This is a genomic window from Vibrio sp. 1562, from assembly GCF_033340155.1.
GTDB classification, from domain to species: Bacteria; Pseudomonadota; Gammaproteobacteria; order Enterobacterales; family Vibrionaceae; genus Vibrio; species Vibrio alginolyticus.
This window is the reverse complement of record NZ_JAWOVY010000029.1, coordinates 27,808-48,897: the sequence shown is the minus strand read 5'-3', so window position 1 is coordinate 48,897 and position 21,090 is coordinate 27,808. Positions and strand designations below refer to the sequence as shown.

The window sequence follows — 21,090 nt, the reverse complement described above, 5'->3', positions numbered from 1 at the left end:
GCGGGGTGGAGCAGCTTGGTAGCTCGTCGGGCTCATAACCCGAAGGTCGTCGGTTCAAATCCGGCCCCCGCAACCAAATACAAGACGATAGATTGAGTACTTATTTAGTATACAATTGTTAAGTCGTCTACGGATGCGCCGCTTGATTCAACGCCTGCTTCTCGCAACCAATCACATCGCTCTTTTCATAATGCTGCGAAGCATGAATCCCCAAAAGCTAAACTTTTATCCGCATCATATGATGTCGGACGATTTCGTTTGTGTTTAAAACACGATATGAATCGGCTGACGTACAAGTATGATGAGGCTTCGCGTGTTTTATCTACTTTAATTAACAGAGTTATCCACATACGTCGTTCTGTGGATAAGTTGGTTGATAAAGTGTTTTTAGCTTGACTTTTTATGATGGGGAAGAAAGATCTTTTCTCTAAAGTGAAGTGGAAACAACAAAGAAATATCAATTAACTCTTTGTTATATAAGGAAAAAATAAGTTTTTTGTCGGATCGAGTACGTTAAAATACGATCATTAACTGGTATTTTTTTGATCCTAGTCATTTCTCCGAGCTGTGTTTAACTTTTTTCTGCTAGCTTGTTTTTCTTGAATCTCAAATTTTTTTCCACATTACAAAATTGAGAACAAGGTCATGAATTGAACATGCAAAAGTACTTTCAATCTCTTGCATATAGACTACGCTCTATGCGTCTCTCGGCAGTCCCTTCTCGACTATCCTTATTAAGCGTTGCTTTTTCGTCTCTATAGATGAATTACTCTCAGTGGGGAGTTGATTCAGTTGCTCTGTCAAAGCCCATTTAATGTGCTCATCAAGTAATTTATTTTCACCTTGCCGACTTTCCAGCGCATCTATGATTCGCTGACTATATTCTGCATTACCAAGTGCGACAGCGATGTTACGTAGCCACTGTATATGACCAATACGACGGATAGCGGAGCCTTCCATATTTTTTAGAAAAGTCGCTTCATCCCAGTTAAACATGTCGACGAGGTCAGGGTTTTTGAAACTGTCACGACGGTGGAAATCATCTTGCTCCGTTATGTCGGCGTAGCGGTTCCATGGGCAAACCAATTGACAGTCGTCACAACCATAAATGCGGTTACCCATTGGCTTTCGAAACTCTTCAGGAATCACGCCATCGAACTCGATGGTGAGATAAGAGATACAACGCCTGGCATCGACAACTTTGTCTTCAACGATGGCTTGTGTTGGGCATGATGTAATGCATGCTTTGCATTTACCGCACTGATCAACGCTTGGCTCATCTACGGGTAGTGGTAAGTCGATAAGTAGTTCACCTAAAAAGAACCACGATCCACAGTCTTGATCTAAAATCAGGGAATGTTTCCCGGTCCAACCTAAGCCCGCTTTTTGGGCGAGAGGTCGCTCTAATATTGGTGCGGAATCAACGAAAGGTCGGTAACCATATTGACCAACCTCTTGTTCAATAAGTTTGCCGAGCTTATTTAGCTGCTTTCTGACGAGCTTGTGATAATCACGCCCTAGTGCGTAGCGGCTAATATAGGCATGACTTTTATTCGCGAGGTTTGAAGCGAATTGAGCCTCTGGTGGCAGATAGTCCATCCGGACGCTGATAACACGAACGGTTCCCGGGAGTAGCTCATGGGGTCTAGCACGCATCATGCCGTGACGAGCCATCCAATCCATTGAGCCGTGATAGCCTGCATCAAGCCATTTTTGTAGTGCTGCTTCATGTTCACTCAGATCAACGTCGCAGATCCCAACTTTTTGGAAGCCGAGTTCTTTTCCCCAAACTTTGATTTGTTGTGCGAGTTGTTCGTAGTTCATGTTAACCACCGGAATAAAGGGGGGCGGATCTTAACGGATCTCTGGCTTTGGTGCTACCCAGTTAGGTACGTTTTTGATGTTGTGAATACTGCTTATTGAAGTCATTTGCATATATTCTAAATCTAGGTCGATACTAAGATGATTAAGATACCGTTTATTGGATACTTTTTTCGCACATATGACATTTGAAAGCTTGTCTCTCAAAACCAACACGGTTTACTATTCCTGTTCTTTTGATTTTTATATAGTCAACGATCATTAGTTAGAGAAGCATCAATGAGCACGAAACAATTCAATTTAAAAGATGAGCATGAAACGGTTGCACTAGGCACCGCTCTGGCTCAGCTTTGTTCCCAGCAAACCACAATTTATCTGCATGGTGATTTGGGTGCAGGTAAAACAACCTTTAGTCGTGGTTTTGTCCGTGCTCTTGGTCATCAAGGTAACGTGAAAAGTCCAACTTATACTCTAGTCGAACCGTACCAGTTGGATCAGTGGCAAGTATATCACTTCGACCTTTATCGTCTTGCGGATCCTGAAGAGCTTGAGTTTATGGGGATTCGAGACTATTTCACAGACGATGCGATTTGCTTGGTTGAATGGCCTGAAAAAGGGCATGGCTTACTGCCACAACCGGATCTTGATGTAAACATTCGCTACCAAGGTGAGCAACGTGTAGCCGAACTAACAGCTAATAATGATTATGGTGTGCAGTTACTCAGTCGATTGGAGCTATGTTGAGTTTTTCAAATTTTAGAGTGGTGGCGACGTTTGTCGCCACTTTTCTCCTTCTCATCCCCAATTTAGCATTTGCTAACGTCGTTAAGAGTTTTCGAGTTTGGCCTTCACCTGATGAAACGCGTGTTGTCATCGATTTAGGCTCGGAAGCTGACTATTCCTATTTCTCTTTATCAGGGCCGGATCGCCTTGTCGTGGATTTAAAAAGCACGACGATGCAGGCCAAACTACCTGTTACTGTTACGGATAGCCCTGTTTTAAAACTGGTACGAAAAAGCTCGCCTCCAGAGAAGGGCACTTATCGTTTGGTGTTTGAACTAAAAAAGAGCGTTCAAGCGGAGTTATTTAAATTAAGCCCAACACCAGGTGGGCAGTATGGTCACCGCTTGGTGATTGATTTACCGCACGGTAAGAAGGCATCGACCTCTAAACCGAGTAAGCCAGCTGCGGCCAGCAAAGACATGAGCTCAGTTCAACGAGCTCAAGAAGTGTTAATTGTTATCGACCCTGGTCACGGTGGGGAAGACCCTGGCTCTATTGGCCCTTCACGTCGTAAGTACGAGAAAGATGCGGTATTGAGTATCTCAAGAAAAATTGCTGCTCAGCTCGATGCGACTCCTGGTATTAAAACGCGCATGACTCGTACGGGAGATTACTTTGTAAACTTAAACCGTCGTGTCGCGATTGCTCGTGAAAATGATGCACACTTACTGATCTCCATTCACGCTGATGCGTTTACCTCACCGAAGCCTCGCGGTGGTTCGGTCTTCGTACTAAATACTCGTCGTGCAAATACCGAAATTGCTCGTTGGGTCGAGAACCATGAGAAACAGTCTGAGTTATTGGGCGGCTCGGGTAATGCGTTCTTCACGAAGACAAAAGATCGTAATGTGAACCAAACTTTGCTGGACTTGCAGTTTAGTCACTCACAAAAAGAAGGCTATAAACTGGCAACAGAAATCCTAGGTGAGATGGGACGTGTTGCGCACCTGCATAACACCAAACCGATCAACACCAGCCTTGCGGTTTTACGCTCTCCACAGATTCCGTCTGTGCTAGTGGAAACGGGCTTTATTTCTAACCCAACAGAAGAGCGTTTACTGTTTCAACGAGCGCACCAAGATAAGTTAGCTCAGGCTATCACTAAGGCGGTCGTCAAGTACTTAAAAGATAACCCACCAGAGGGTACGGTGTTCTCGCCTTCAGCGAAGCCAATGGTACATATTGTAAAGCGTGGCGAGTCATTATCGGTGATCGCGAACAAATATGGGCTTAGCTCTAAAGCGCTGATGTCGGCAAACAACTTGAAGTCGACAGGCTTGGCAATTGGTCAGAAGCTCAACATTCCTTCTGCTGGTACGATTAAAGTGCCAAGTAAACCGATTACTGTTGAGACAGAAACCATTACGCACAAGGTTAAGTCTGGTGAGTTCTTAGGTAAGATTGCGAATCACTATAAAGTGAAGGTTTCAGATATCCGCCGAGAGAATAACTTGAAGTCAGATACGTTGTGGGTAGGGCAAAAGTTGAAGATAACGGTCGCGGTAAAAGATAAACCGATTCGTAAGCACAAGGTTTCTCGGGGTGAGTTCCTTGGCAAAATAGCGTCCAAATACGGCGTTAGCGTATCGAGCATTCGTAAAGCGAATAACTTACGCTCTGATCAGCTAGCGGTTGGGCAAGTCCTGATCATTCCAAACAAGTAGGTGAGCTTCTAACTCATTATGACGATTAAAATTTTGCCAGCCAGACTTGCAAACCAAATCGCCGCAGGGGAAGTGGTCGAAAGACCTGCTTCTGTGATTAAAGAGCTGGTTGAAAATAGTCTTGATTCTGGCGCAACTCGAATCGATATCGATATCGAGAAAGGAGGCGCAAAGCTGATTCGTGTTCGTGATAACGGAAAAGGTATCGCGAAAGATGAACTCGGCTTAGCGCTCAGTCGTCATGCGACATCTAAGATACATACCTTAGATGATCTCGAAGCCATTATGAGTCTAGGTTTTCGCGGTGAAGCGTTAGCCAGTATTAGCTCAGTCTCGCGTTTGACGCTCACGTCGCGTCCTGCGGCACAAGAAGAAGCCTGGAGTGCCTACTCCGAAGGGCGTGATATGCAGGTGAAGCTTAAGCCAGCAGCGCACCCGATTGGCACTACCGTTGAGGTGTTGGACTTATTTTTTAATACTCCAGCGCGTCGCAAGTTTCTTCGTACGGAGAAAACCGAATTTGCTCATATTGATGAGTTATTGAAACGCATTGCGTTAAGCCGCTTTGATGTCACCATCAATGTGCGTCATAACGGCAAGATCATCCGTCAATATCGCGCGGCGAAAAATCAGCTTCAAACCGAAAAGCGTATTGCTGCTGTCTGCGGTAATGCGTTTGTGCGGCATATGCTCAGAATCGAGCTTGAGCATCAAGGGTTAAAGCTACATGGGTGGATTACCACACCAGAGGGAGCAAGGCAGCAAAGCGATTTACAATATTGCTATGTGAATGGCCGAATGATGCGTGACAAATTAATCAATCACGCGATTCGTCAAAGCTATGAAATGAGCTTAAAGCCAGATCAGTTTGCTGCGTATGTGCTCTTTATTGAGCTAGATCCGCACCAAGTAGATGTGAATGTTCACCCTGCTAAGCATGAAGTGCGTTTCCACCAAGCTCGTTTGGTGCATGATTTCATCTATCAAGCTTTGACGGATGCACTTTCACAAAGCGCCGTGATTGATAAACCACAGGTGAATGAATCGGCATTTCATCGCGTGGAACCGACTGAATCCGAAGAGATTGAGCATTCGCCAGAGCCTGAAAAAGTACAAGAGCCAGCATCTTCACCAGTACCAGAGCGGGTTTATCAAGCGATAGAGAGTACACCGGCTTATCCTGGACGCAGTGATTATGAAGTGAAGCCTCGTAATAGCGGTCCTAGTGAAACCTCCGTGCGAGAGGCGCGCGTAGTGGAGTCATTCAAACGTAATGATTGGGTGGAATCCAAACCTGCACCAAAGCCAAGTCACAGTAAAGAGCGCCACGTAGAACCAGCGCCAACTAAACAAGAAGTACGCGCTTATCACGAGCTGTTGAAAACGCTAGAGTTTGAGGCTCAGGCAGTCACTCCAATAGCGCCCCAAACGATAACTTCGCACACATCAATGCCATCGATTACTGCATTAGGCAAAGCGCTGATGGTGGTCGATGAACAATTTGTTTTGATGAGCAGTGACAGTGGGGCGGCGTTAGTCTCGTTACCTAGAGCAGAATTTTATCGTGTAAAAGGCCAGCTTTCTCCAAGCGATGGTGCACTCAAGGCACAACCTCTGCTTGTTCCTCTATCTATTAAGTTAGAGGCCGAATTAGTGAGACTGGCCCAAGATTATCAACAAGATTTGGCATTGCTTGGTATTCAATTGAAAGCGAGAAACGAGCACGCCTTAATGGTGATGGGCGTCCCAGCTCCGCTGCGTCAACAAAACTTACAAAATTTAGTACCAGATCTGTTATCTTACGCGCAATCTTGTGTGAACGAAGGTATAGCAGCGGCTCAGATGCTGTCTGAGTTGATAGATTGGCTCGCATTACAGGTCACGACAGTGAAGAGTCACTATACTTTTTCTGAAGCCATTCAAATTATTGCGGAACTTGAACAGCTAAGACATGGTCAATTGCCATTAGAAGATACAAAATTCGTATCCGCTGTTGATTTCTCTGCCACGATAGCCAAATTAAAACCATGACAGATAAACTACCTTTGGCGCTATTTTTAATGGGGCCAACTGCATCAGGCAAAACTGAGCTGGCGATTCGTCTTCGTCAAAAATTTCCGATTGAGATCATCAGTGTTGATTCTGCTTTGATCTACAAAGGGATGGATATCGGTACGGCGAAACCGGATGAAAAAGAGTTAAGTTTGGCGCCTCATCGCTTGATAGATATTTTGGATCCAAGTGAATCTTACTCTGTCGCCGACTTTCGTCGAGATGCATTGAAAGCGATGGATGATATTGTTGCAGAAGGAAAAATTCCACTTCTTGTGGGTGGAACAATGCTGTATTACAAGGCGTTACTTGAAGGTTTATCACCACTTCCTGCTGCAAATCCTGAAATTCGTCAGCAAATTGAACAAGAGGCATTGACTAAAGGTTGGTCAGTGTTGCACGATGAACTCAAAGAGGTTGATCCTGTGTCAGCCGCGAGAATCCATCCCAATGATCCCCAACGTTTATCTCGGGCATTGGAAGTTTTTCGCATTTCAGGTAAAACTTTGACTGAATTGACTCAAACGAAAGGTGAAAGCCTACCATACCGAGTCAAGCAGTTTGCAATAGCTCCCAAGGATAGGGCAGAACTTCACCGTCGGATTGAACTCCGTTTCGAGAAGATGATGGAAGCGGGCTTTGAAGAAGAAATGAAAGCGTTACATTCGCGAAAAGATCTTCACCCCGATCTTCCTTCCATACGATGCGTCGGTTACCGACAGATGTGGGAGTATTTAGATGGGGAGTGTACACGTGACGAAGCGGTATTTCGTGGCGTATGCGCGACTCGTCAATTGGCCAAGCGTCAAATCACCTGGTTACGCAGCTGGGATGATTTAACTTGGTTGGATAGCGAGAACATTGAACAGGCATTAGAAACGATGTCGGAAGCAATAGCATCTGATTGACATAGCTGTGTATAATGTGATCGTTTTTGCGTGAACGCACTCTCAAAGGATCTGTTGTTGGCGGTTTTTATACTATGCTGCTAATTACTTAGAGTGCATTTTTGATTCGTTTAGCTCAGATGCAAAAGCCGTATCTTTTGCATTGCACCACTAGCTAAATAATTACAACTACAAATTAAATAAGGAAAATAAAAATGGCTAAGGGGCAATCTCTACAAGACCCATTTCTAAACGCGCTACGTCGTGAGCGTATCCCGGTATCTATCTACCTTGTGAATGGTATTAAACTACAAGGTCAGATCGAATCATTCGATCAATTTGTGATCCTGCTGAAGAATACTGTTAACCAAATGGTGTACAAGCACGCGATCTCAACAGTTGTGCCGGCTCGTCCAGTGAGCCATCACAGCGGTGAACGTCCACAAGGTGAGCGTCCACAAGAGAAATCTGAAGATTAATTCTTCATCGAGTATTTTTAAAATAAGGAGTTGATTGCTTGTTTGACCGTTATGAATCCGGTGAGCGAGCCGTACTTGTTCATATCAACTTCACGCAAGAAGGTGAATGGGAAGATCTGGCTGAGTTCGAAATGCTGGTTTCTTCTGCTGGGGTAGAGGCGCTACAAGTGGTAACTGGTAGTCGTCAATCCCCACACCCGAAATATTATGTCGGAGAGGGTAAGGCCCAAGAGATTGCTACAGCGGTACAATCAACTGGTGCCGAAATTGTGATTTTTAATCACGCCCTCTCTCCTGCCCAAGAACGTAACCTCGAAGCACTGTGCCAATGTCGAGTTCTCGACCGCACTGGTCTTATTCTCGATATCTTTGCTCAACGAGCTCGAACACACGAAGGTAAGCTACAGGTAGAGCTGGCTCAACTTCGTCATATCTCTACTCGTTTGATTCGTGGTTGGACACACCTTGAAAGGCAGAAAGGTGGTATCGGTTTACGTGGCCCGGGTGAAACCCAGCTGGAAACCGACCGTCGCTTATTGCGTGACAGAATCAAAGCCATCCTGCGACGCTTAGACAAAGTAGCGAAGCAGCGTGAACAAGGGCGCCGCGCCCGAAATCGAGCTGAAATCCCAACGGTTTCACTTGTGGGTTACACCAACGCGGGTAAGTCGACACTCTTCAACCGTATTACAGAAGCTGGCGTGTACGCGGCTGATCAATTATTTGCTACTTTGGACCCGACTTTACGTAAGATAGAGTTAGCAGATGTTGGTCCTGCCATCTTGGCAGACACGGTTGGTTTTATTCGACATTTGCCACACGACTTGGTTGCGGCCTTCAAGGCAACCTTGCAGGAAACGCAAGAAGCTGACATTTTGTTACATGTTGTTGATGCCAGTGATGAGCGTTTTCGTGAGAATATTCAAGCTGTTCATGAAGTACTAGAAGAGATCGACGCGCATGAAGTGCCGACTCTGGTTGTCATGAACAAAATCGACAATCTAGATTCGCAGAAACCACGTATAGAACGAGACGAGGAAGGCGTACCTCGCGCAGTTTGGGTTTCAGCAATGGATGGGTTGGGCATTGATGTCCTGTTTGAGGCTCTGACGGAACGTCTGGCGTCACAAATGGTCGAGCATCAGTTGCGAATTCCTCCACAGTATCAAGGACGATTCCGTAGTACCTTCTTCCAAATGAAGTGTATTCGACGTGAGGAATATGACCAGGATGGTAACTTGTTGATCGATATTCGAATGCAGCAAGTAGATTGGTCTAGACTTGAAAAAAGAGAAGGGGCAGTTTTGACTGGCTTTATAGTCACTTAAAGGACTGCTACAGTATAACGTCATATCAAATGATGGAGCTTTCTAATGGCGTGGAATGAGCCTGGAAATAACAACGGCAACAATGGCCGCGATAATGACCCTTGGGGTAATAATAATCGTGGTGGCCAGCGTCCTGGTGGCCGAGATCAAGGTCCGCCAGATTTAGATGAAGTGTTCAACAAACTGAGTCAAAAGCTGGGCGGCAAGTTTGGTAAAAAAGGCGGCGGTGGTTCTCCAATCGGCGGCGGTGGTGGTAGTGCAATTGGCTTTGGCGTGATTGCTCTGATTGCTGTTGCGGTTTGGTTTTTCGCTGGTTTTTACACCATCGGTGAAGCAGAGCGTGGTGTTGTACTGCGTTTAGGTAAATACGATCGTATCGTAGACCCAGGTCTTAACTGGCGTCCTCGCTTTATTGATGAGTACGAAGCGGTAAACGTACAAGCGATTCGTTCACTACGTGCATCTGGTCTAATGCTGACTAAAGATGAAAACGTTGTAACAGTTGCGATGGATGTTCAGTACCGAGTGACTGACCCATACAAATACTTGTACCGTGTAACCAATGCAGACGACAGCTTGCGTCAAGCAACGGATTCTGCACTACGTGCAGTAATTGGTGACTCATTGATGGATAGCATTCTAACCAGTGGTCGTCAGCAAATTCGTCAAACTACGCAAGAAACACTGAACCAAATCATTGATAGCTATGATATGGGTCTGGTACTTGTTGATGTGAACTTCCAGTCTGCTCGTCCACCAGAGCAAGTGAAAGATGCGTTTGATGATGCAATCGCAGCACGTGAGGATGAAGAGCGTTTCATTCGTGAAGCTGAAGCATACAAGAACGAAATCTTGCCTAAGGCAACGGGTCGTGCAGAGCGTTTGAAGAAAGAAGCACAAGGTTACAATGAGCGTGTCACTAACGAGGCTCTTGGTCAGGTAGCACAGTTCGAAAAACTACTACCAGAATACCAAGCAGCGCCTGGTGTAACGCGTGATCGTCTGTACATCGACGCAATGGAAGAGGTGTACTCAAGCACTTCGAAAGTGTTGATTGACTCGGAATCAAGCGGCAATCTTCTTTACCTTCCAATCGATAAGTTGGCGGGACAAGAGGGCAAAGCAGATACCAAACGTAAATCGAAGTCATCTTCAACTTATGATCAAATTCAACTTGAGTCTGATCGTACACAAGAAGACACTTCGAACTCGCAGTCTCGTTCAACAGGTTCACGTCAAGGGAGATACTAAGAATGCGTAAGTTAATGATCCCTGTACTGGTAATCGCACTGGCATTAATGTTGATGTCTTTGTTTGTGATTCCTGAAGGTGAGCGCGGTATCGTGGTTCGATTTGGTCGTGTCTTGAAAGACAATAACGACATCACTCGAATTTACGAGCCTGGTCTGCATTTCAAGATGCCTTTGTTTGACCGTGTGAAACAACTTGATGCACGTATCCAAACAATGGATGGTCGTGCAGACCGTTTCGTAACGTCTGAGAAAAAAGACGTTATCATTGATACCTACGTGAAGTGGCGTATTGAAGATTTTGGTCGCTACTACCTCGCGACAGGCGGTGGTAACTCGCTAACGGCAGAGGCACTACTTGAGCGTAAAGTGACGGACGTGCTTCGTTCTGAAATCGGTGCTCGTGAAATCAAACAGATCGTATCTGGTCCACGTAACGATGATGTGCTACCAGAAGACGCAAGTGCTGATGTTGTCGCAACTGAAGCGGCTCGTGAAGCGCTTGAGATTGATGGTGAACGCGACCTAATCATGTCTGAAGTATTGAAAGACACGCGTGAAAGCGCAATGAAAGACTTGGGGGTTCGTGTCGTTGATTTCCGAATGAAGAAAATCAACCTGCCTGATGAAATCAGTGAGTCTATCTACCGTCGTATGCGTGCGGAGCGTGAGTCTGTTGCTCGTAAGCACCGTTCTCAAGGTCGTGAAAAGGCGGAAGTTATTCGTGCTCAAGCAGAACTAGAAGTAGCAACTATTCTAGCTGAAGCTGATAAAACTGCGCGTGTGACACGAGGTGAAGCGGATGCTGAGGCTGCGAAGATTTATGCTGAAGCGTACAACAAAGACCCTGAGTTCTTTAGCTTCCTACGTTCGCTACGTGCGTATGAGAAGTCCTTCAGCTCTAAGAGCGATATTCTGGTGCTTGATCCGAAGAGTGAGTTCTTCCAATACATGAACCAGTCGAAGGGCAGCATGGAGAAATAATCTCCGCCTCTCATTGAAATAAAAGGCTCCTTAGGGAGCCTTTTTTGTATCTGATGCTAAGTGCTAGCTCATCATGATGGCGATTACGGCTCCAGCAACTACTAGGCAGCCACCGATGCGTCGTGGCTGATTGTTGGGTTGTTCACTTAATTGAGCCACCATATTCCGCCAACCGTTAGGAGCAATCAGTGGCCCAATGCCTTCCACGATCAAGACGAGCCCAATCGCCAACCATATGGATTCAGACATAGCGCTTTCCAGTCGAATAGAGAAAGCTAAATACTATCAGTGATATGCTGATTTCAAAATGAACAAAGCGGCAAGATGACATTCTGGTAGCGACTCTGTGAACAAAAATGACTGCAAGAAGTGAGATTCGGTGCTAGAATCCATTTTTAACTAGCAATCAGACTTGGAAAGATGGGAAATAACGTAGTCGTTCTAGGCACCCAATGGGGTGACGAAGGTAAAGGTAAAATCGTAGACCTTTTAACTGAAGATGCAAAATACGTGGTACGCTACCAAGGCGGTCACAACGCAGGTCACACTCTCGTAATTGACGGTGAAAAAACCGTTCTTCACTTAATTCCATCAGGTATCCTTCGCGATAACGTAAAATGTGTTATCGGTAACGGTGTTGTACTATCACCTGAAGCTCTACTTAAAGAAATGAAGCCTCTTGAAGAGCGCGGTATTCCAGTACGCGAGCGTCTTTTCATTTCTGAAGCATGTCCGCTAATTCTTCCTTACCACGTTGCAATGGACCAAGCTCGCGAAATCGCTCGCGGTAAAAAAGCTATCGGTACTACTGGTCGTGGTATCGGTCCAGCATACGAAGATAAAGTTGCTCGTCGCGGTCTACGCGTTGGCGACCTATTCGATATGGCGACTTTCGCAGAGAAGCTAAAAGAAGTCATGGAGTTCCATAACTTCCAACTAGTTAACTTCTACAAAGCGGAGCCAGTGAGCTACGAAGAAGTACTTGAGCAAGCGAAAGGCTACGCTGAACTACTAACGTCAATGGTTATCGACGTAACTGACGAACTAGACGCAGCACGTAAGCGCGGCGACAAGATCATGTTCGAAGGTGCACAAGGTACACTACTTGATATCGACCACGGTACTTACCCGTACGTAACGTCTTCTAACACGACTGCTGGTGGTGTTGCTGCAGGTTCTGGTTTCGGTCCTCGTCACATCGGTTACATCTTGGGTATCGCAAAAGCGTACTGTACTCGCGTTGGTGCTGGTCCATTCCCGACTGAACTATACGACGGTTTAGATAAGCAAGATCCAATTGGTAAGCACTTAGGTGAAGTTGGCCACGAGTTCGGTGCGACAACTGGTCGTCTACGTCGTACAGGTTGGTTCGATGCTGTTGCTATGCGTCGTGCAATCCAAATCAACTCTGTATCTGGTTTCTGTCTAACTAAACTAGACGTACTAGATGGTCTAGAAGAGCTAAAAATCTGTACTGGTTACAAGATGGAAGATGGCTCTGTGCTAGAAGTTTCTCCGATGGCTGCTGAAGCATTCGAAAAAGCAACGCCAATCTACGAAACAATGCCTGGTTGGTCTGAGAACACATTTGGTGCTAAGTCACTAGATGCTCTACCACAAGCCGCTCTTAACTACATCAAGCGTATTGAAGAGCTAACTGGCGTTCCAGTAGACATCATCTCTACAGGTCCTGACCGTAACGAAACTATCATCAAAGTTCACCCATTCGAAGCTTAATTGATAGCCGTTAAAGATTGCAAAAGCCGACCTTCTGGTCGGCTTTTTTGTATCCGAACAAAAACAGCGTGACTTTCATATGGCAAGCTTTTGCCGCTGAGCCTAAATCAGAGGCAAAAATTGTCTAAAGCTTAGCTGTTTTTTGCCGATAAGGTTATCAAGCAGAGGAGATCCTTCACCGATCTTTGGTTTCTTAGATACCTTAAGGGTACGTTTATGAAGTTACGAACAGTGGCTGCTTCACTGTTGTTGACCTTGGTTGCTACCACAGTGAAAGCCAATGTTGCTGATGTGGGGGCACCAGTTCCGATCTATACCGAAGCAGAGCTGATAAAGCTTATTGAGCAAAATAAGCACTTACAACGTGTGCGCGCTGATAACTGCCAGCTGGTGGAGGATATCGTAGCTCGTGCGACTCGAATTAACTTACCCGCTTATGAGTTTCTATACGGAGATATGTTAGCTTGGGGTGTGTGTGTCGAGCAAGATGTCGAACTGGGTCTTTACTACATCGAAAATGCAGCGCATCAGGGGTTACCTGCTGCACTAGAGCAGATTGGCCGATACTATTCGCGTGGCACTTTAGTACAGCAAGATAAAGAACGTGCAATTCCATATTTGCGAGAAGCTGCGTCAATGGGAAACCTAAACGCGCGTATTCATCTGGCCGAGTTGCTTTTACGTGATTATGGCAGTCCACTCGATTACGAAGATGCGTATCGTTGGTTATATAACTCTGTCACAGCAGATAAGCGGCAGCATAAGCGCATAACTGTATTGAGAAACGGCCTTGAACAGCGCATGCCACAAAACGTTATTGCTCGAGCTAAACGGCGAGACACCTTTTGGTAACGCTTCAATATTGCAAACAACTTCATACAACAAAGCCCACGTCACGTGGGCTTTGTTGTTTTCCCGATAGCTGATAGCGCTTAAACCACTTTGTGTGGACCGAAGCATTCGTAATGGAATTGCTCTTCTGGTACGCCAAGTTCTAATAGCTGTTTCGCTATGTGCTGCATAAATCCTACAGGGCCACAGAAGTACACCTGCACGTTATCTTGCTTTAATGCAGCTTCAATTTCATACAGATTGACAAAGCCCGTGAAGTGGAAGTCTTCACCTAGTTTGTCTTCTGCCGTTGGTTGGTTATACCAAATGAGCGCGTTCATATTTTCTTTTTCTGCAACGAGTTGGTTTACGTGTTGCTTGAAAGCATGCTGTTGGCCATTTTCGGTTGCATGAACCCAGGTTACAGGTGCTTGATGTGCTGAGAGACTTTCTAGCATTGACAGCGTTGGAGTAAGTCCCACACCAGCAGATATTAGAACAACGGGTGTTTGTGGTTCGGCATCCATAAAGAAGTCACCGGCAGGGGCCGCAAGCTGCACTTTTTCGCCAATGTTCAGGCTATCGTGCAGGTAGTTCGACACTTTTCCGCCTTCTTCACGTTTTACCGAGATACGGTAAGTGTTCTCTTGGACCGCAGAAGACAGACTATATTGGCGAATTTCTTGGTTTTCTAACTGGTCACTGTTGATGTAGATGCCAAGGTATTGTCCCGGTTTATACGGCGCCACTTTTTGACCATCGGTTGGCTTGAATACAAAGCTGCAAATGTGTTCGCTCTCAATCTTTTTATCGACTAATTCAAATTCGCGTAGACCGCGCCAGCCGCCTTCCAAAGCTTCATTTTGTTGGTAAATTTGTTCTTCGCGCTGAATAAATACATTCGCAAGTACGCCGTAAGCCTCAGCCCAAGCATCCAAAACCTCTTGACCTGGATTAAAAAGCTCATCGATTGTCGCAAGTAAATGCTTACCAACGATTTGGTACTGATCTTCTGTGATCAAAAAGCTCGTGTGCTTATGCGCAATTTTCTCTACTGCGCCAAGCAGAGCTGGCAAATTTTCAATATTGGCAGCATAGGCACAGATAGCGTTGAATAATGCTTCACGCTGATCGCCGTTACGCTGGTTACTCATGTTAAAAATATCTTTCAACTCAGGGTTATGAGTAAACATACGCTCGTAAAAGTGCGCGGTCAGTTTTGGTCCTGTTTCGGCGATGAGTGGTGCGGTCGCTTTGACGATCTCGATAGTTTGATTGCTGAGCATAAGGGCTTCCTACTTTAAGTTGTATTTATAATGCATGTTTAAAGTTGTATCTCAAATGTATCTTTCGATCAAGAAAAGATTTACACTTTTATCGATAGCTCAAGTTTGGGGTTTTAGCATCACCAGCGGGTTATTGAGTCGCACTTTGGGAGATAATATGCAGTTAACTAGTTTCACTGATTATGCGTTGAGAACCTTAATTTTCTTGGCTTCGTTGCCGGAAGATGAGTTAACCAGCATTACCGAAGTGACGGATTTATTTGGTGTGTCGCGCAACCATATGGTTAAAGTTATCAATCGGTTAGGACAGTTGGGTTATGTCCATACCGTGCGCGGAAAAAACGGTGGTATCCGGCTGATGAAGCCAGCATCTGAAATCACAGTCGGTGGTGTTGTGCGCGATTTAGAGCCGTTAGATTTAGTCAACTGTGGTGTGGATTTTTGTCATATTACCCCTGCTTGCCGCCTCAAAGATAAATTGGCGAAAGCAAAAAGTGCCTTTCTGGCGGAGTTGGATAACTGCACGATTGAATCCTTGCTCAGTGACAATTCTGAACTTTTGATCTTGCTGGCTCGTCCTTAACTCATTTGCATGCCTAGAGTCGATCTCGATCATTCTTTTTTCAAAGCAATTCTGTAGCTTATCGAGAGACTCAGATATACTAGCCATATACCTTCCTTGCTAGATAGGCGTGCCTATGTCAGACAATATTCCAAACGATCCTTTTGCAGATCGTGAATCCAAAAATTACGAAAATCCAATTCCAAGCCGAGAGTTTATCATCGAGTTTCTAGAGCAAGCGGGCGTTCCAATGAATCGTAACGACTTGTTTGAGGCACTAAAGCTTGAGGGCGAAGAGCAATACGAAGGGTTGCGTCGTCGGCTACGTGCGATGGAGCGAGATGGCCAACTGGTGTTTACCCGCCGTCAGTGCTATGCATTGCCTGAAAAACTTGAAATGGTGAAAGGTTACGTGATTGGTCATCGTGATGGCCATGGTTGGGTACGTCCAGAAGGCAGCGTCGGCAAGGATGATGATATTCTGTTACCGCACCATCAGATGAAGAACATCATCCACGGTGATTTTGTCTTAGTGCAACCTACAGACAACAGCAAGCGCGGCCGCCGTGAAGGACGTTTGGTGCGTGTGCTAGAGGAGCGTAATGATCAAATCGTCGGTCGTTTCTTCCTTGAATATGGATACTCCTATGTTGTCCCAGATGACTCGCGTATCAGCCAAGATATCCTGATCCCAAATGAGCACAAAGCGGGTGCACGCATGGGTAACGTAGTCGTAATTGAAATTACTGATCGTGGCTCACGCTCACGCGGCATGATGGGTAAAGTGGTTGAAGTCCTTGGTGAAAATATGGCACCAGGTATGGAAACACAAATTGCGATTCGTACACACCAAATTCCTCACGAGTGGCCAGAAGCCGTCGATAAACAAATCGAAAACTTGGGCGAAGAAGTACCAGAAGAAGCCAAAGTTGGTCGTGTGGATCTACGTGATTTGCCACTAGTGACCATTGACGGCGAAGACGCACGAGACTTTGATGATGCCGTTTATTGTGAAAAGAACAAAGAAGGTGGTTGGCGTTTATGGGTAGCGATTGCTGACGTCAGTTACTACGTTCGTCCTGACTCTGCGTTGGACAAAGAAGCGATCAATCGTGGTAACTCAGTATATTTCCCGTCGCAAGTTGTGCCGATGTTGCCAGAAGTACTATCGAACGGCCTATGTTCGCTTAACCCGCAAGTAGATCGCTTGTGTATGGTGTGCGAAATGACCATTTCCGATACAGGTAAGCTGTCTGGTTACAAGCATTACGAGGCGGTGATGAACTCGCACGCTCGTCTCACATATAGCAAAGTGAGCGCGATTCTAGAAGGGGATGAAGAACTACGTGAGCGCTACCAGCCGCTTGTTTCTCATCTAGAAGAGTTGCACAAGATGTACAAAGTGCTGAAAGAAGCACGAGATCAACGCGGTGCAATCGAATTTGAAACCGTTGAAACCAAATTTATTTTCAATGCGGAACGTAAAATCGAAAGTATTGAGCCAGTTATTCGTAATGACGCGCATAAGATCATCGAAGAATGTATGATTTTAGCCAACATTGCTTCGGCATCGCTGGTAGAAAAAGCGAAAGAGCCCGCGCTTTATCGTATCCACGAATCTCCAGGTGAATTACGCCTGCAAGGTTTCCGTGACTTCTTAAGTGAACTTGGTCTTGAGCTAAAAGGTGGTTTAGAGCCTTCACCAACGGACTATGCTGATCTCGCACGTCAAATCTCCGGGCGTCAAGATCAAGAGTTGATTCAGACCATGCTGCTACGCTCAATGAAGCAAGCGGTATACAACGCAGATAACGCGGGGCACTTTGGGTTGGCATTGAAACGCTATGCGCACTTTACGTCGCCAATTCGTCGTTACCCTGACTTGTTACTTCACCGTGCAATCAAGTATCTGATTGCTAAAGAAGAAGGTCGTAATCAAGATCGCTGGACACCAACAGGTGGCTATCATTACTCGTTTGACGACATGGATTTTTACGGCGAACAATGTTCGATGACAGAGCGCCGTGCTGATGATGCAACACGTGATGTTGCGGATTGGCTGAAGTGTGAATATATGCAAGACCACGTCGGTGACGAACTAGACGGTGTTATCGCTAATGTCACTAGCTTTGGCTTCTTTGTACGTTTAACGGATTTGCACATCGATGGTTTGGTACATATTTCTACCCTTGCGAACGACTACTATCAATTTGACCCGATTGGTCAACGACTTATTGGTGAAAGTTTCGGTAACATCTACCGCTTAGGTGATGCAGTAAAAGTAAAAGTACTGGCTGTTAACCTCGATGACAAGCAAATTGACTTTGAATTGGTCGAAACAAGTCGTAAGCTACGCGGCGAAGGTAAGACTGCGAAGAAACGCGCAGCGGAAGCAAAACGCAAAGCGAAAGATAAAAAACGCGCTGCGACTCGCTCTTCATCGAAAGAAGGTGGCGCGGCTCGTGCAATTCCTGCGATAGAGCCAACTAAACGCCCAGAAGAAACGAGCGCAACGAGTAAGCGTAATGGCCCAAAACGTGGTGACGCCGAAGGCAACGAGAAGCCTAAAGTGAAAAAAGCACGTAAAAAGAAGCCGCACAGTAAGCCGAAGAAAACCAAGCGCACTAAAAAAGAAGCGCAGTAGGTTGAAGCGCCAACTTAGTTCAAACTCGGTTGGCGCAGGCAATACGACCAGAACAACAGGTTAAACAATGAGTAACGAATTTATCTACGGCATTCACGCAGTGAAGGCGGTATTGGAGCGCGAACCAGAGCGTTTTATCGAGGCGTACGTTTTAAAAGGTCGTCAAGATGATCGCCTAATGCCAATCCTAAATGATCTTCAGGTTTGTGGTGTTTCTATTCAGCAGATGACACGTAAAACCTTGGATGACAAAGCACGCGGTGCAAATCACCAAGGCATCATCGCTCGTGTGAAACCAGCGAAGCAGCTGAATGAGAACGATATTGATGACATCCTGGCGCAGCACGAATCACCACTGCTCTTAGTGTTAGACGGCGTGACCGATCCACACAATCTTGGTGCGTGTTTACGTAACGCAGATGCGGCAGGTGCTGCGGCGATCATCGTACCGAAAGATCGTTCTGCGCCAATGAATGCGACGGTAAGTAAAGTCGCTTGTGGTGCAGCTGAAGTCGTACCATTGATCCGAGTGACTAACTTGGCTCGTACTATGCGTACATTGCAAGAGAAAGGCATCTGGTTTGTTGGTACTGCGGGTGAAGCAACGCACGACATCTACCAAGCCAAACTGACTGGACCCCTTGCTATCGTAATGGGAGCAGAAGGTGACGGTATGCGTCGTCTTACTCGTGAAACCTGCGACGATTTGATTAAGATCCCAATGGCTGGTAGCGTTTCAAGCTTGAACGTATCTGTGGCATCCGGCATCTGTTTGTTTGAGGCAGTTCGTCAGCGTATTGCTGCAAAGTGACGACGAAACAAACAGTTACTGTCGAATCAGACATAATGATAAAAACAAAGGATGGGGTGCCATCCTTTGTCGTTTTCACCGATTTATAAATAAAAATCCTCAGGGAAGTTATGACTCAACAAGACATTAAATTCATCGCCTTCGATCTAGATGGCACTTTGCTTGATAGCGTGCCAGATCTAGCTGTCGCGGCAGACCAAGCAGTACAGGCGCTTGGCTTTCCATCGGTTTCAGAAGAACAAGTTCGTGATTACGTGGGTAACGGCGCAGACGTGCTTATTGGTCGCTCATTAAGCCAAAGCCTGACCATCAACCCGGAGCTGAGTGAAGAGCTTCGTGCTAAAGCGCGTGTATTGTTTGATGATTACTACGAGCAAAGCGGTCACAAGCTAAGTCATCTTTACCCAACGGTAAAAGAGACACTAGCAGAGCTGCACAAAGCGGGCTTTGTTATGGCGTTGGTGACTAACAAACCTTCAAAGTTTGTGCCTGACGTTTTGGAAAAGCACGACATCGCAAAATACTTCGTTGATGTCCTTGGCGGTGATGCATTCCCAGAGAAAAAACCAAACCCAGTAGCATTGAACTGGCTAATGGAAAAGCACCAAATCCAACCAAGTGAAATGCTGATGGTTGGCGACTCGAAAAACGACATTCTCGCAGCAAAGAATGCAGGCTGTGCCTCATTTGGTCTGACATATGGTTACAACCACGGTGAACCTATTTCAGCATCAAATCCAGATTTCGTCGCTGACAGTTTGGCAGAATTATTGGACGTTGTAGCGGTTTCTGCATAACGGCTACAAAAGAGCTTCCAAAATACTCGTTAATGAGTACACTGAGTAAACCGTGCACCTATTACTGCACGGTTTTTTTCATTTAATTAGATTAAGAAGTCAAAGGAATCATTCTAATGAGCAAACCCATTGTATTGAGTGGTGTTCAACCTTCAGGTGAACTAAGTATCGGTAACTACTTGGGTGCTCTACGTCAATGGCAGCAGATGCAAGACGATTATGATTGCCAATATTGTGTGGTAGACCTTCACGCGATTACGGTTCGTCAGGACCCTAAAGCGCTGCATGAAGCAACTCTAGACGCACTGGCAATTTGTCTGGCAGTTGGTGTTGACCCGAAGAAGAGCACGCTATTTGTTCAGTCACATGTACCAGAGCATGCTCAATTAGGTTGGCTTCTTAACTGCTACACTCAAATGGGTGAGCTGAGCCGTATGACTCAGTTTAAAGACAAATCGGCACGTTACGCGAATGACGTAAACGTCGGTCTATTTGACTACCCGGTGTTGATGGCGGCTGACATTTTGCTTTACGGTGCACACCAAGTACCTGTAGGCAGTGACCAGAAGCAACATCTAGAATTAGCGCGCGATATCGCAACGCGTTTCAACAATATTTACTCGCCAGAGCAGCCAATCTTCCAAGTTCCAGAGCCTTACATTCCGACAGTAAATGCGCGTGTAATGAGCCTTCAAGACGCAACGAAGAAGATGTCTAAATCTGATGACAACCGTAAGAACGTTATCACGCTGCTGGAAGAGCCTAAGTCGATCCTTAAGAAGATCAACAAAGCGCAAACCGATACCGAAACGCCACCAAGTATCCGTCATGATATCGAGAACAAGGCGGGCATTGCTAACCTAATGGGTCTGTACTCTGCGGCGACAGGCATGAGCTTCGAAGAGATTGAAGCGAAGTACCAAGGCGTAGAAATGTATGGCCCATTTAAGAAAGATGTTGGTGAGGCAGTTGTAGCAATGCTTGAGCCAATTCAAGCAGAATATCACCGTATTCGCGCTGATCGTGCTTACATGGACGAGGTAATGCAGCAAGGCGCTGAGAAAGCCTCGGCACGAGCGGCTGAAACGCTTAAGAAAGCATACGAAGCAGTAGGTTTTGTAGCTCGCCCATAGTTGCTAAGAACGAATACGAAAAGCTCCACTTTGGTGGAGCT

General features: G+C 45.8%; 18 protein-coding genes. 15 read left to right on the top strand and 3 right to left on the bottom strand.

The genetic code is table 11. The features are described 5' to 3' along the window. Nucleotides 1-696: 696 nt before the first annotated feature. Nucleotides 697-1,824 carry a tRNA epoxyqueuosine(34) reductase QueG gene (queG, locus tag R7Z49_RS21020; RefSeq protein ID WP_005381370.1) on the bottom strand — a complete coding sequence of 376 codons (1,128 nt, stop codon included), beginning with the start codon at nt 1,822-1,824 and terminating at the stop codon, nt 697-699. Between the two features lie 276 nt (nt 1,825-2,100). Here queG and tsaE point away from each other — a divergent pair, with 276 nt between their 5' ends. From tsaE to hflC, 8 genes are all read left to right on the top strand, one after another. Continuing rightward, nucleotides 2,101-2,565: a tRNA (adenosine(37)-N6)-threonylcarbamoyltransferase complex ATPase subunit type 1 TsaE gene (tsaE, locus tag R7Z49_RS21015; RefSeq protein WP_005381372.1), complete on the top strand. Its 465-nt coding sequence runs from the start codon at nt 2,101-2,103 to the stop codon at nt 2,563-2,565. After that, nucleotides 2,559-4,268, top strand: a complete 1,710-nt coding sequence (locus tag R7Z49_RS21010) for an N-acetylmuramoyl-L-alanine amidase (protein WP_005381374.1) — start codon at nt 2,559-2,561, stop codon at nt 4,266-4,268. The genes tsaE and R7Z49_RS21010 overlap by 7 nt, the downstream gene beginning before the upstream one ends. A gap of 18 nt (nt 4,269-4,286) precedes the next feature. After that, complete coding sequence (gene mutL / locus R7Z49_RS21005; RefSeq protein ID WP_005381376.1) at nt 4,287-6,299, top strand: DNA mismatch repair endonuclease MutL; 2,013 nt, start codon at nt 4,287-4,289, stop codon at nt 6,297-6,299. After that, nucleotides 6,296-7,228: a tRNA (adenosine(37)-N6)-dimethylallyltransferase MiaA gene (gene miaA, locus R7Z49_RS21000; RefSeq protein WP_005381378.1), complete on the top strand. Its 933-nt coding sequence runs from the start codon at nt 6,296-6,298 to the stop codon at nt 7,226-7,228. Before mutL ends, miaA begins: the two co-directional genes overlap by 4 nt. Nucleotides 7,229-7,422: 194 nt before the next feature. Then, nucleotides 7,423-7,686, top strand: a complete 264-nt coding sequence (gene hfq, locus R7Z49_RS20995; protein WP_005381379.1) for an RNA chaperone Hfq — start codon at nt 7,423-7,425, stop codon at nt 7,684-7,686. Between the two features lie 38 nt (nt 7,687-7,724). Beyond that, nucleotides 7,725-9,014, top strand: coding sequence for a ribosome rescue GTPase HflX (hflX, locus tag R7Z49_RS20990; protein WP_064368823.1), 1,290 nt, complete (start codon nt 7,725-7,727; stop codon nt 9,012-9,014). A 45-nt stretch (nt 9,015-9,059) separates the two neighbouring features. After that, entirely contained in the window at nt 9,060-10,265 is a 1,206-nt protein-coding gene (gene hflK / locus R7Z49_RS20985) for an FtsH protease activity modulator HflK (protein WP_005381381.1), read from the top strand. 2 nt (nt 10,266-10,267) lie between these two features. Then, the gene (gene hflC / locus R7Z49_RS20980) at nt 10,268-11,248 is read left to right on the top strand and encodes a protease modulator HflC (protein WP_005381382.1); all 981 of its coding nucleotides are present in this window, start codon (nt 10,268-10,270) and stop codon (nt 11,246-11,248) included. Nucleotides 11,249-11,311: 63 nt separating this feature from the next. Here the strand turns inward: hflC and R7Z49_RS20975 are convergent, their stop codons facing one another. Beyond that, nucleotides 11,312-11,497: a DUF2065 domain-containing protein gene (locus R7Z49_RS20975; RefSeq protein WP_318111981.1), complete on the bottom strand. Its 186-nt coding sequence runs from the start codon at nt 11,495-11,497 to the stop codon at nt 11,312-11,314. Nucleotides 11,498-11,668: 171 nt separating this feature from the next. Between R7Z49_RS20975 and R7Z49_RS20970 the strand changes: the two genes are divergently transcribed. Then, entirely contained in the window at nt 11,669-12,985 is a 1,317-nt protein-coding gene (locus tag R7Z49_RS20970) for an adenylosuccinate synthase (RefSeq protein WP_005387946.1), read from the top strand. Nucleotides 12,986-13,201: 216 nt separating this feature from the next. Beyond that, the gene (motX, locus tag R7Z49_RS20965; RefSeq protein WP_005381388.1) at nt 13,202-13,837 is read left to right on the top strand and encodes a flagellar protein MotX; all 636 of its coding nucleotides are present in this window, start codon (nt 13,202-13,204) and stop codon (nt 13,835-13,837) included. A gap of 80 nt (nt 13,838-13,917) precedes the next feature. Here motX and hmpA read toward each other — a convergent pair whose 3' ends face one another. Then, complete coding sequence (gene hmpA / locus R7Z49_RS20960; RefSeq protein WP_047103962.1) at nt 13,918-15,102, bottom strand: NO-inducible flavohemoprotein; 1,185 nt, start codon at nt 15,100-15,102, stop codon at nt 13,918-13,920. 157 nt (nt 15,103-15,259) lie between these two features. On the opposite strand from hmpA, the gene nsrR reads away from it, so the two are divergent. From nsrR to trpS, 5 genes are all read left to right on the top strand, one after another. Further along, on the top strand, nt 15,260-15,685 hold the full coding sequence (nsrR, locus tag R7Z49_RS20955; RefSeq protein ID WP_017633731.1) for a nitric oxide-sensing transcriptional repressor NsrR: 426 nt from the start codon (nt 15,260-15,262) through the stop codon (nt 15,683-15,685). A 115-nt stretch (nt 15,686-15,800) separates the two neighbouring features. Further along, on the top strand, nt 15,801-18,308 hold the full coding sequence (rnr, locus tag R7Z49_RS20950; RefSeq protein ID WP_318111980.1) for a ribonuclease R: 2,508 nt from the start codon (nt 15,801-15,803) through the stop codon (nt 18,306-18,308). A 67-nt stretch (nt 18,309-18,375) separates the two neighbouring features. Further along, a complete protein-coding gene (gene rlmB / locus R7Z49_RS20945) occupies nt 18,376-19,119 on the top strand; it encodes a 23S rRNA (guanosine(2251)-2'-O)-methyltransferase RlmB (protein WP_005381395.1) in 744 nt (247 codons plus the stop codon). 110 nt (nt 19,120-19,229) lie between these two features. Beyond that, on the top strand, nt 19,230-19,916 hold the full coding sequence (locus R7Z49_RS20940) for a phosphoglycolate phosphatase (RefSeq protein WP_005382834.1): 687 nt from the start codon (nt 19,230-19,232) through the stop codon (nt 19,914-19,916). A gap of 116 nt (nt 19,917-20,032) precedes the next feature. Beyond that, nucleotides 20,033-21,049, top strand: a complete 1,017-nt coding sequence (trpS, locus tag R7Z49_RS20935; protein WP_005381398.1) for a tryptophan--tRNA ligase — start codon at nt 20,033-20,035, stop codon at nt 21,047-21,049. Nucleotides 21,050-21,090: the final 41 nt, after the last annotated feature.